The sequence below is a fragment of the Maritalea porphyrae genome, from assembly GCF_030159895.1.
In the GTDB taxonomy this organism is placed as follows: domain Bacteria; phylum Pseudomonadota; class Alphaproteobacteria; order Rhizobiales; family Devosiaceae; genus Maritalea; species Maritalea porphyrae.
On the sequence record NZ_BSNI01000001.1, the window covers coordinates 544,843 to 557,454 of the forward strand.

A 12,612-nucleotide genomic window follows, 5' to 3' on the forward strand; every position below is an offset into this window, starting at 1 on the left:
ATCTCGTTAGATCAGATGGGGCGCGAAAAGTCCCGGCTGCTTAGAAGTGAGGCATGAGTGACAAATCGCCCTGAAACGCCCATCCTAGATGGCATCAAAAAAATCGACGACGTGCGCAACCTGCCACGGGATCAAATCCGTGCACTTGCTGATGAGGTTCGAGCGGAAATGATCGATTCCGTTTCAGTGACCGGTGGGCACCTTGGCGCAGGTCTTGGCGTTGTTGAATTGTCAGTTGCACTGCATCACGTTTTTAACACCCCGGACGACAAAATCATTTGGGATGTGGGGCACCAAGCCTATCCGCACAAAATTCTCACTGGCCGCCGCGACAAAATGCGCACCCTTCGCAAGGAAGGTGGCATTTCAGGCTTTACAAAGCGCGGCGAAAGCGAATTTGACCCGTTCGGTGCGGGACACTCATCAACTTCTATTTCTGCAGGGCTCGGCATGGCCGTTGCCGCCGATCTCAAACATGAAAAACGCAACATCATTGCTGTAATTGGTGACGGTGCAATGTCTGCGGGCATGGCTTATGAAGCCATGAACAACGCCGGCGCAATGGACGCGCGCTTGATTGTGGTTCTGAACGACAATGATATGTCGATCGCCCCTCCAACCGGTGCGATGAGCGCATATCTTGCGCGCCTTGTGTCTGGCAAGGCCTATCGCTCAATCCGGGAGATTGCAAAAGGCCTCACAGATCGCCTGCCAAAGTTTGTTTCAGAAAAGGCGCGGAAAACAGAAGAATATGCGCGCGGTTTCTGGACCGGCGGCACCCTGTTTGAAGAGCTTGGATTTTACTATATCGGACCAATCGATGGTCACAATCTCGATCATCTTTTGCCGATTTTGGACAATGTGCGGGACGCCGAAACCGGGCCAATCCTCATCCATGTGGTGACACAAAAGGGCAAAGGCTATGGCCCCGCAGAAAACGCGGCAGACAAATATCACGGCGTTTCAAAGTTCAACGTAATCACTGGGGCGCAATCCAAGCCTGTTTCAAACACCCCTTCTTATACCAGCGTGTTTGCCGAAGGGCTGATCCAAGAAGCCGAGCTTGACGAGCGTATCGTTGCGGTCAATGCCGCTATGCCATCTGGCACCGGGCTTGACAAATTTGCCAAGCAATTTGGCGATAGATGCTTTGATGTCGGCATTGCCGAACAACATGCTGTGACATTTGCCGCTGGCATGGCCACAGAGGGCTTAAGCCCATTTTGCGCCATCTATTCAACATTTTTGCAGCGCGGCTATGACCAAGTCGTCCACGACGTGGCAATCCAAAACTTGCCCGTACGCTTTGCAATCGACCGTGCAGGCTTTGTTGGCGCTGACGGTCCAACCCACGCCGGCGCTTACGATACCGCCTACTTGGGTGCAATTCCAAACATGGTACTGATGGCACCTGGCGATGAAGCAGAATTGAAGCACATGGTGCGCACCGCAGCAGAGTTCGACGAACACCCGATCGCCTTCCGTTTCCCACGAGGCGAAGGCGTCGGTGTAGACATGCCCAAGCGCGGTGAGTTTTTGGAAATTGGCAAGGGTCGAGTTGTGCGCGAAGGCAACTCCGTTGCGCTCTTGTCTTTTGGTGGGCGTTTGAGCGAAACCATTGCCGCCGCCGAAATTCTTTCGACATTCGGCATCTCAGCCACTGTGGCAGATGCGCGATTTGCAAAGCCACTCGATGTTGATTTGGTCGAACGACTTGCTCGTGAACATGAAGTGCTGATTACAATCGAAGAAGGCTCAATCGGTGGTTTTGGTAGCTTTGTGTTGAACCACTTGGCAAGCAATGGCCTTCTTGATGGCGGCCTAAAGTGTCGTCCCATGTTCATTCCGGACGCCTATTTCGATCACGCCGCGCAAGACAAAATGTATGCGCATGCCGGACTTGATCGCAACGCCATCGCCGCTACTGCAATGCGCGCAATTGGCAACGAAAAAGCCGCCAATCAAGTCATGTCTGGCTTGATCGACGGCTAATTTAAATTCTCAAATATTGCGGAGCGCCAAAATCTAAAGCGCTTCGTCTCCTACGTCACCGGATGGGATCATGCCCAGCGCATGTTTATAGAGGTCAAGCACTGCTTCATGTTCTTGACGTTCATGCGCTTCTTGCTTGCGCAGCTTAATCACTTCGCGCATCACTTTCACATCATAGCCATTGCCTTTGGCTTCAGCGTAAACGTCGCGAATATCATCAGCTATTGACTTCTTTTCTTCTTCCAAACGCTCGATGCGCTCAATAAATGCACGCAACTGCTCGCGGGCGACGGTTGACTGTCCCATGTGATCACTCTTTTTCGTGGCGGTTTTTCAAAAAATTCGGATGTTATGTTTCACCCAATCTGACCTCCAAATGCAAGTGATAATCTTGGCTCATCCACCACACGGAATGCCAGCGGGGTATACATCCAGACAAAAACGGCCCAATTGACAAATTGGTGGTCACAGTTGAGACCAAAATCCATTATAACATGGCTCGAACCGCCAAAAATGTACTCAACTTGGAGCGTCGGGACCTTGTTTTTTATCGACTTTAGTATAACAACGTTCGCAATGAGGTTTGCACCGCTGATCCTATTGCTGGCAACGTTTTACACAACTCCTGCAGCTGCAGATTTGCGGATATGCAATCAAAGTCAAAACCCGGTGACTATCGCCATAGGCTTTCGCAGCGAAAAAGGCTGGCAATCTGAAGGCTGGTGGGTCGCAGAACCGGAGAATTGCGCCGTAGTGTTCAATGGGCCACTGAACGAACAACGGTCGCAATATTTCTATATTCACGCCGTTGATGATATCGGCGGAAATCGGTGGGATGGGCGCATTTTTATGTGCACTCGTGATAAGTCCTTCACAATCTTTGGTGAAAAGGACTGTCTAGCCCGCGGCTATGAAAGAACCGGCTTCATGGAAGTCGACACCAAGAAAAACAGAGATTGGACGGTTCAACTCACGGACGCCGATCTGCAATAGTTGGAGCACTAATGAGACGTCTACGCAAAGTCAAAATCCTCGCGACCCTCGGCCCCGCCTCTAATACTGAGGCCACCATTGAAGAACTAGCCCGTGCCGGCGCAGACGTTTTCCGCATAAATATGAGCCATGCAAGCCACGATCTTTTGCATGAGACCATGGCCAAAATTCGCAAAGTCGAAAAAGCCGTGAAACGGCCAATCGGTGTTTTAGTGGATTTGCAGGGACCAAAACTTCGGGTCGGAAAATTCAACACAGGTTCAGTACAACTGGCAACGGGTGACGTGATCACGCTGGACACGGACACCTCTGAGGGCAACAAAACACGCGTTCACTTGCCACACCCTGAAATCTTCGAGGCCATCGAAAAAGGCCACAAGCTTTTGCTTGATGACGGCAAAATTGAACTTCGGTGCATCAAAAAAACAGCCGACAAAATTGAATGCGAAGTCGTGCATGGTGGCAAGCTTTCTGACCGCAAAGGCGTAAGCCTGCCAGACACGTTGTTAGGCGTTGGCGCCTTAACCGACAAAGACCGTGCTGATCTGTTGGCAGCGTTGGATGCAAAAGCGGACTGGGTTGCGCTTTCATTTGTGCAGCGACCAGAAGACATTATTGACGTGCGCAAGACTGTGCAGGGTCGCGCCGGTATCTTGGCAAAGATCGAAAAGCCTCAAGCTATCGAGCGCTTGGAAGAAATCATCAAACTTTCTGACGCCATTATGATCGCACGTGGCGACCTCGGCGTTGAAATGCCACTGGAAACGGTGCCGGGTTTGCAAAAGCGTATGATCCGCATGGCACGCCAGCAGGGTAAACCCGTTGTGGTGGCCACTCAAATGCTTGAATCAATGATTGAAGCGCCGGTACCTACACGTGCCGAAGTTTCTGACGTCGCCACTGCCGTTTATGAAGGCGCAGATGCGGTAATGCTGTCCGCAGAGTCGGCCGCTGGCGACTTCCCAGTTCAAGCTGTGTCCACTATGAACCGCATTGCAGTGGCGGTTGAGCAAGACGGGCTTTACCAGTCAATCATTCGCCGCCAAAATATTGAACCCGAAGCAACTGCAGCTGATGCGATCTCAGCATCAGCCCGTCAAGTTGCTGAAACTCTCGATCTGGCAGCAATTGTCACTTACACATCATCTGGATCAACGGGTATTCGCGCGGCGCGCGAGCGCCCCGAAAAGCCGATTGTCGCGCTATCACCAAAGCTAGCCACCGTGCGCCGTTTGTCGCTTGTTTGGGGCCTGCACTGTGTTCGCACCGACGATGCGGTTAACTTGGACGACGTGGTTGATCGCGCATGCTCTATTGCTTACCGCGAAGGCTTTGCTCGCCCAGGCGACCGCGTTGCAATCACCGCTGGTGTGCCACTGGGCACGCCAGGGGCAACCAACATGTTGCGCATTGCCTTTGTTGGCCAAGATGGTGTTGGCTCTTCCTAAGAGCGCCTCACCGCAGTTTAAAATGGAAATCGCCCGCCAAACTGGTGGGCGATTTTTTTGTTTTTCCTGATGCTTGAAAAGCAGACTTTAATTGAGCACCTAAAAAGCACAACGCGCCAATCGGTTGAAGAGAGAATAAGGGTCTCACTCTTCCACATGATTGGCGCGTTAGATCTTGAAACGTCGCGCTCGCTAAAGCGCGCTTTCGCCACCCTCCCCCGTGCGCACACGAATGGCTGCTTCAAGATCTAGAACGAATATTTTGCCATCGCCAATTTTGCCTTCAGAGGCAGTTTCACGGATGGCATCAACGGCACGATCGAGCTTCTCATCTGGCACCGCAATTTCTAGTTTGAGTTTTGGAATATACGAAATTTCATACTCAGCACCACGGTATATTTCCGTATGCCCACGTTGGCGACCATATCCGCGCACCTCTGTCACGGTCATGCCCGAGATATCCAACGCCCCTATCGCATCACGTACCTCATCCAATTTGTGCGGCTTAATGATCGCGATAATGAATTTCATATATTCCTCCCCTCAAACCGACACTAGTGCCGGTAACCTGTTTCACCATGCACAGCCAAATCGAGCCCTGTCGTTTCAGCCTCTTTGTCGACCCGGAGGCCCACAAGCATCTTAGTTATCCATACAATAACCACAGTTGCGACCAAAGACCAAATCGCTGTCGCAACGACACCAATGGCCTGCACGCCGAACTGGCCGAACGCTGTTACACCTTCGCCATATCCCGCACCACCAGAGCCGAAAGCCAGCAGAAACGCCAAAAGCAACGTACCCGTTGCGCCGCCAACGCCGTGGACAGCCAAAACGTCCAATGAATCATCGATATTCATTTTGCTCTTAACAAAGTCGACCGCATAGAAACAAATAACGCCACCTGCAAGCCCCAAAACAATTGCACCCATCGGTCCAACAGAACCAGATGCAGGTGTAATCGTCGCCAAGCCAGCGATAGTGCCCGTCACAATACCAACAATGCTCGGCTTGCCGAATTTGACCCACTCAATCACCATCCAAACAAGCGAGGCTGTTGCAGCAGACAAATGCGTCACCAAAATCGCCATGGTTGCGTCGCCATTCGCTGCAACGGCGCTTCCGCCGTTAAAGCCGAACCAACCAACCCAAAGCAGAGATGCGCCAACCATAACCATCCAAGGCGCATGCGGTGGGCGCACGCCATTTGGGAAACCATCGCGCGAACCCAGCATCAATGCAATAACAGCTGCGGAAACGCCCGCCGTTACGTGCACAACAATTCCACCAGCAAAATCAATAACGCCCATTTGAGCAAGCCAGCCGCCGCCCCATACCCAATGGGTAACAGGCACATAGACCAGCAATAGCCAAGCGCCGGCAATGATCAATACGGCTGAGAATTTGATCCGCTCAACAAAGGCACCAACCATCAATGCAGGTGTAATGACCGCAAAAGTCATTTGAAAGATCACCCATAGGCTTTCAGGAATAGTGCCGCTTAAACTATCGCGCTCAATTCCAGCGAGCCCGAGGCGGCTCAAGCCACCAATAAAGGCGTTGCCTTCTGTGAAGGCCAAGGAGTAGCCCAAAACGAACCACAAAATTGATGCCAAGCATGCAATTGCCACACAGTGCATAAGCACGGACAAAATGTTTTTGGCTTGCACCAGTCCAGCATAGAACAAGGCCAAGCCCGGCATTGTCATCATTAATACGAGCGCTGTGGCGGTCAATATCCAGCTCGTGTCCGCACCATTCATCTTTGACTTCTCCTCAAATAGCAAAAATGCCTAATTTTTAGGCACATGCATATTGTTGCTTATTTTTGAGCAAAAGTCAAAGCTGCTCAATTTCTAGGCAGCTAAATGTGGACAAGAAAAAGGGGCCGATGACTTTGTCATCGACCCCTAATTCAAATTCAACAAAAGCGAGGAACGCTTAGCCCTGACGAGCCTTAAAACGCTTGTTCACTTTGTTGATAATGTAGATGCGACCGCGACGGCGAACGACCTTATTGTCGCGATGCCGGGTGCGCAGCGCTTTAATGGAATTTTTGATTTTCATTCCGGTCACCCTTCACATTCATAAAAATAGGCGCCACTGGCGCCAAGAATTCGTTGGAGGTTGTTTATGGACAAAACCCCAGTTTGTCAACGCATCTTGATGCAAAACCTCACGATTCTTATCATCAAATACCAACAATCAACAAGATTGCTTATTCCAAAACGATCAAGGGGCACGAATGCCCCTTGAAAAATACTGCACAAAGCAAAAGCTTAGCTGGCGAGCAATTCCTCAATTGGATCATGCTCTGCCACAAAGTGACCAGGCTTTAGCTCACGCAACTCCGGCACATAATCAAGCTGATTTGCTTTCAGTTTTGATTTCAAGAACCGCAGCTTGGCTGTTGGGTCCATGGGTGAAGGCAACTCGCCTGGGAACCGAATGCGCTCACGCGTACGTTCAACGCTCGGGTCAGGAATCGGCACCGCTGAAATCAATTGCTGTGTATATGGATGTTGTGGGTTGAGGTAAATTTCATTGCGATCAGCAAGCTCCACAATCCGTCCAAGGTAAAGCACCATGATCCGGTGAGAAACCTCGCGCACAACAGACAAATCGTGCGAGATGAACAACAAGGACAAGCCAAACTCTTCTTGTAGGTCCATCAAAAGCTCAATGATTTGTGCCTGAATAGATACATCAAGCGCTGACACGGCTTCATCACAAACCACCAACTTCGGCTCCATGATCATCGCCCGGGCAATGCCAACACGTTGATTCTGACCACCTGACAATTCGTGCGGATAGCGGTTGATCATATTCCGATCAAGCCCAACACGCTCCATCATGCTCGCAACCTTTGCCTTCATCTCTGTCCGGCTCATATCCGAACGGAATGTTTGCAACGGCTCCATGATGGAATCGGCGATAGTCATACGCGGATCAAGGCTAGCAAGCGGATCTTGGAAAACAATCTGCAAATCTTCACGTTTTGCTTTCAAGTCAGCTTTATTGCTTGCATCAAGCGGCTTGCCCAACCAGGTAACATTACCCTCGGTAGGTGGGATAAGCTGCAATACAGCTCGCGCAAGTGTCGACTTGCCACAACCAGATTCACCAACGATTCCGAGTGTTTCACCCGGCTTTAGGTCAAAGCTAACGCCATCAACAGCTTTCAGCGGCACGTTCTTATACCAAAGGCCAGTTGGCACCTTGATATTGAAGTGCACCTTCACATCGTCAACTTTGAGGAAGTTCTCATCACGCCCCTTAAGGTCGTATTCCTTCAGTTTACGATTGGTCGCCTTGTCCGGCTGATCGATCCGCGGCATCGCATCCAAGAGCATCTTGGTATAGTCATGCTGTGGATTGTGGAACACTTCTTCAGCGGTCCCTTCTTCCACATAAACACCATGGCGCATAACCTGAATACGATCACACATCCGTGCAACCACGCCCATATCGTGGGTAATCAAGGCAATCGCTGTGTTGTTTTCGCGCTTTAGCTCATCCATCAAATCTAGGATTTCGGCCTGCACGGTCACATCAAGCGCCGTAGTTGGCTCATCGGCGATCAACAAATCAGGCGAACACAACATCGACATCGCAATCATTACCCGCTGACGCATGCCACCAGACAATTCATGTGGGTACTGCCGCAAACGGCGCTCAGCCTCTGAAATCCGAACCCGATCGAGCCAATCAAGGCACTTCGCTTCCGCTTCACGACCCCGTACGCCAGTATGCAATTGCAGCACTTCAGACATTTGCTCGAAAACGGTCAAATGTGGTGTCAATGATGTCAACGGATCTTGGAAGATCATCGACATATTACGGCCACGCACCGTGTTCAATTCTGAAGTTGAGAGCCCAAGCAAAGATGTGCCGTTGAAAATGATATCGCCTTCGGCGCGACCATTATTGGCCAACAAGCCCATTGTAGTCATAAAGGTTTGGCTTTTGCCTGAACCACTCTCGCCCACAATGCCCAAGCACTCACCTTGCTTGATGTTAAGGGTCACCCCCTTAACGGCCTCAACTTGCCCATCAGGGGTATCGAAGGTCACCTTAAGGTTGTTGACCTCCAAAACATTCTTTTTGTCGTTACTCACGCTACTGATCCTTTATGCTGAGCGAAGGTCGAAATTCGAGTTAATTGAAAATAGTTCAACATACCCTCCTATCGATCTTTCGGATCCAGCGCATCGCGCAGACCGTCACCAATAAAGTAGAAGCAGAATAGCCCTACAATGAAGAACCCAAGTGGGAACAAGAGCTGCCAAGGCGTGCCATACTGAATGGTCTTAGCACCATCAGAAATCAAAGCGCCCCATGATGTAAGAGGTTCTTGAACGCCCAAGCCAAGGAATGAGATGAAGCTTTCGGTCATGATCAAACCAGGGATTAGCAAAGTCGTATAGACCGCAACGATACCCAAAAGGTTCGGCAAAACGTGCCGCATGATGATAGTAAACCCGCCAACACCGGCCGCAACAGAAGCTTCAATATATTCTTTGTTTTTGATCGAAAGCGTTTGCCCACGCACAATACGAGCCATATCCATCCAGGCAAATGCCCCAAGGCCCGCGAACAGCAGCCACAAGGAACGGCCGAACATCACGAACAAGATGATCAAGATGAACATGTATGGAATGGACATCAAAAAGTCGACGAAACGCATCATGTAGTTGTCAACACGACCGCCGACATAGCCAGCTGTAGCGCCAAACAGCACACCGATGATAACAGCAACTGCGGTACCAACTAACCCCACAAGAAGTGAAATCTGTGTCCCTTGTAGTGTACGCGCATATATGTCACGACCCAAATCGTCCGTGCCAAAGAAATGCCCCGTTTCCAATGAAGGGAAGCCGGCAGCTGCCGCATTGCCGATCACATTCCAATCGATTTCTTCGTATGACCACGGCGACAATGCTGGACCAATAAATGACCAGATGACCATAAAAGCGAGCACAAAAACGCTAACAACCGCCGCTTTGTTGCGCTGAAAACGTCCTATCGCATCCTGCCACAGCGATCGACCCTCGATCTCTTTGTTGTTAGATACAGCGTCTACAACGCCGGCCATTTTTTCTTTACTTACCAACATAAGAGCCTCCTAAGCCAACCGAATTTTCGGATCGAGCCAGGCATATACAATGTCGGCAAGCATGTTGAACAGAATGGTGAGCGATCCAAAAATAATCGTGGCGCCCATCAACAATGAATAGTCGCGGTTAGTCGCTGCATCAACGAAGTATTGTCCCATACCACCGGTTGAGAAATAAACGTCAATAATCACCGAACCAGTAATCATCCCCACAAACGCTGGCCCCAGATATGAGACAACAGGCAACAATGCAGGCTTGATTGCGTGTTTCATAATAATGCTCGACATCGGAAGGCCCTTTGCCTTCGCTGTGCGAATGAAGTTGGAATGCAGAACTTCAAGCATTGATGAACGCGCAATACGCGAAATTGACGCCATATAGCTCGTCGAAAGAGCAATCACAGGCATAATGATATACTGCCACTGTCCACCGTTCCAGCCGCCGCCGGGCAGCCAACCAAGAACCAGTGTAAACAAAATCACCAAGAGCGGCGCCATAACGAAGTTCGGCAGCACTTGCGCACCAATTGAAATACCAACGGCGAGGTAGTCGAGCCAGCTATTGTGCTTGATCGCAGCGATAATGCCCAAAGGCATACCAACGCCAACAGCAACGACAAACGACCAAAAACCGTAAACCAAAGTTACGGAGAAGCCCTGAGAGAGAATAGAATTGACGGTTTGATCTTTATACCGGAATGACGGTCCAAAATCGAACTGTGTCACAATACCCGAAACGTAGTTCCAAATTTGAACCAACCAAGGTTGATCCAAACCGTACTTCGCCTCGATGTTGGCGAGCACTTGCGGCGGCAACGGCTTTTCAGACGTAAAAGGGCCACCTGGCGCCAAACGCATCAAGACAAAAGAAAAAATAATTAGAAAAAGGAGCGTCGGAACAGCCGACAATGCTCGTTTTACGATAAAGCTGAACATAAGCTTTGACCCTGCATCCCTTAGCGTGCCTCTTCGATTTGTGCATTATATATGCCAGCCCGAAGCTTGGCATTTCAACAATGTGAGAGGGCATTCACTAAATACTGGAACCCAACTTTTCGTGGTGCTCCAAATTAAAAGAAGGCACCGCGAACGGAATTCGCGGCACCTTCAATTTGCTTAACTGTTATTCAGCAACCTTATAAAGGTTACGGCTATACCAGTTTTGCTCGACGTTACCGAAAGGCCAGCCTTTCAAGTTTTTCTTGAGCATCATCACACCAGTGTAGTGATAAACAGGGATCACAGGCATTTCATCTGCCAAAATCTGTTCAACACGTGTGTAACCCGCAGAAGTATCGGAGCTCGTCTTGGCATCGGCCATGATCTTGTCAACTTCGGCGTTTGAGTACTTACCATCGTTGTAACCAGATGGTGTTGTCACGAGATCGAGGAATGTTGATGCTTCGTTGTAGTCACCACACCATGCACCACGTGCCAACTGGAAGTCTTGGTTGCCGCGAGTTTCAAGGAATGTTTTCCATTCCATGTTCGCCAACACCGCTTCTACGCCAAGCTTCTGTTTCCACATCGCAGCAATCGCTGTTGCGATTTTCTTGTGGCCCTCAGAAGTGTTGTAGAGCATGTCAAACTTCAATGGATTGTCAGCGCCGTAGCCAGCTTCAGCCAAAAGCTCTTTCGCTTTCGCATCACGCTCAGCTTGTGTCATGTTCGCAAAATCAACGTTTGGAACGTCAAAGCCAGCTGTTGCGCCTGGTGTAAATGTGTAAGCTGGGAATTGACCGCCCTGCAAAACATTCTCAACAATCACGTCACGGTCAACGGCGTATGAAAGAGCCTTACGTACGCGAACGTCTTTAAACGCTTCTGGGCCAGAGTCTGACAAGTTGAATGTGTAGTAGTAGTTACACAGACGTGGGAATGAGTGAGCCTCATCAGGCAACTCTTCTTTCAAACGTGGATACTGACCAGAAGGAACTTCTGTTCGATCCAATTCACCAGCGCGCCAACGAGTCAGTGCAACGTTTTCATCGTTGATGACCAATGTAACAACCTTATCAAGGATTGTTGCATCGTTGTTCCAATACATTTCGTTGCGTTCGCGAGTTGTACGCTCTTTAAGAACCCACTCGGTTAGCTTGTACGCACCGTTTGAAACCATGTTTTCAGGACGTGTCCACTGGTCGCCATGCGCTTCGATTGTCGCTTGGTGAGTTGGGAACACTGTCGCATGTGTTGTCATTGCAACGAAATATGGAAGCGGCTGTGACAATGTCACTTTAAATGTGTGATCGTCGACGGCTTCAACACCAAGTTGATCTGGAGCAACATCGCCAGCAAGAACTTCAGAACCATTCTTGATTGACATTAGGTCAATGTACCAAGAGTAAGGTGAAGCTGTCGCAGGGTCAGCAGCGCGACGCCAAGCATAAACAAAGTCATGCGCAGTCACTGGATCACCATTTGACCATTTCGCGTTGTCGCGAAGGTTAAATGTGTAAACTGTGTTGCCTTCAGAAGCTTCCCAGCTTTCAGCGACACCTGGAATTGTGTTGCCGTCTGCGTCTTGGTTGGTCAAACCTTCAAACAAGTCACGCAAAATATCTGAACCAGAAACATCTTCGTTCAGTTGTGGATCAAGTGTCGGAATGCCGTCAAGCAAACGATAAGTGAATGTTTGATCCGCAGCCAGCTTCTCGCCGGTTACAGGATGCATCGCATCAGCGTAAGCAGCACCGCCGACCATTGCGGTCGCGATTGTTGCGGCAGATGCCATTTTGAAAATTGAGGTAAACTTCATTAACTACTCTCCCTAGTAGACGTTTCCTTGGACCCCGATTGTCACTTTTATGGACAACCTTTTGGTCACATTTGCAAAGGGGCCTAACAGCCCAATTGCGAGCCTAGAACCTAGCGTTCAATTCGCCATTTTGGCAAGCACTGATTGGCCGCATGGTCTTCGATTCGGCGTGATAAATGGGCTTCAAATCATCTCCCAAAAACATGGATGCAAGTTTTGTATTTATATTTCAGTGAATTAGGAGAAAGAGGAATTGCTTTTCTCTCATCAAAATTTTTTTGGAAAACTGGTAAAAAACGGACATA

11 protein-coding genes are annotated in these 12,612 nt (G+C 49.8%); 3 read left to right on the forward strand and 8 right to left on the reverse strand.

Annotated elements, in window-relative coordinates:
• Positions 1-57: 57 nt before the first annotated feature.
• Positions 58-1,992 (forward strand): 1-deoxy-D-xylulose-5-phosphate synthase, encoded by a 1,935-nt coding sequence (gene dxs, locus QQL65_RS02755; protein WP_284361866.1) that lies wholly within the window; start codon positions 58-60, stop codon positions 1,990-1,992.
• 33 nt (positions 1,993-2,025) lie between these two features.
• Here dxs and QQL65_RS02760 read toward each other — a convergent pair whose 3' ends face one another.
• Complete coding sequence (locus tag QQL65_RS02760) at positions 2,026-2,298, reverse strand: DUF2312 domain-containing protein (protein ID WP_284361867.1); 273 nt, start codon at positions 2,296-2,298, stop codon at positions 2,026-2,028.
• A gap of 270 nt (positions 2,299-2,568) precedes the next feature.
• Here QQL65_RS02760 and QQL65_RS02765 point away from each other — a divergent pair, with 270 nt between their 5' ends.
• Together QQL65_RS02765 and pyk are read left to right on the forward strand one after the other, a co-directional pair.
• Complete coding sequence (locus QQL65_RS02765) at positions 2,569-2,985, forward strand: DUF1036 domain-containing protein (protein WP_284361868.1); 417 nt, start codon at positions 2,569-2,571, stop codon at positions 2,983-2,985.
• Between the two features lie 11 nt (positions 2,986-2,996).
• Positions 2,997-4,433 (forward strand): pyruvate kinase, encoded by a 1,437-nt coding sequence (gene pyk, locus QQL65_RS02770; protein ID WP_284361869.1) that lies wholly within the window; start codon positions 2,997-2,999, stop codon positions 4,431-4,433.
• A gap of 192 nt (positions 4,434-4,625) precedes the next feature.
• Here the strand turns inward: pyk and QQL65_RS02775 are convergent, their stop codons facing one another.
• The 7 genes from QQL65_RS02775 to QQL65_RS02805 form a co-directional block, all read right to left on the reverse strand.
• Positions 4,626-4,964: a P-II family nitrogen regulator gene (locus QQL65_RS02775; protein WP_284361870.1), complete on the reverse strand. Its 339-nt coding sequence runs from the start codon at positions 4,962-4,964 to the stop codon at positions 4,626-4,628.
• 23 nt (positions 4,965-4,987) lie between these two features.
• Positions 4,988-6,196: an ammonium transporter gene (locus QQL65_RS02780; RefSeq protein WP_284361871.1), complete on the reverse strand. Its 1,209-nt coding sequence runs from the start codon at positions 6,194-6,196 to the stop codon at positions 4,988-4,990.
• Between the two features lie 178 nt (positions 6,197-6,374).
• The gene (ykgO, locus tag QQL65_RS02785; RefSeq protein WP_027835018.1) at positions 6,375-6,500 is read right to left on the reverse strand and encodes a type B 50S ribosomal protein L36; all 126 of its coding nucleotides are present in this window, start codon (positions 6,498-6,500) and stop codon (positions 6,375-6,377) included.
• 212 nt (positions 6,501-6,712) lie between these two features.
• Positions 6,713-8,551 carry an ABC transporter ATP-binding protein gene (locus QQL65_RS02790; protein WP_284361873.1) on the reverse strand — a complete coding sequence of 613 codons (1,839 nt, stop codon included), beginning with the start codon at positions 8,549-8,551 and terminating at the stop codon, positions 6,713-6,715.
• A 68-nt stretch (positions 8,552-8,619) separates the two neighbouring features.
• The gene (locus QQL65_RS02795) at positions 8,620-9,549 is read right to left on the reverse strand and encodes an ABC transporter permease subunit (RefSeq protein WP_284361874.1); all 930 of its coding nucleotides are present in this window, start codon (positions 9,547-9,549) and stop codon (positions 8,620-8,622) included.
• A 9-nt stretch (positions 9,550-9,558) separates the two neighbouring features.
• Positions 9,559-10,485: an oligopeptide ABC transporter permease OppB gene (gene oppB / locus QQL65_RS02800; protein ID WP_284361875.1), complete on the reverse strand. Its 927-nt coding sequence runs from the start codon at positions 10,483-10,485 to the stop codon at positions 9,559-9,561.
• Positions 10,486-10,672: 187 nt separating this feature from the next.
• A complete protein-coding gene (locus tag QQL65_RS02805; RefSeq protein WP_284361876.1) occupies positions 10,673-12,307 on the reverse strand; it encodes a peptide ABC transporter substrate-binding protein in 1,635 nt (544 codons plus the stop codon).
• Positions 12,308-12,612: the final 305 nt, after the last annotated feature.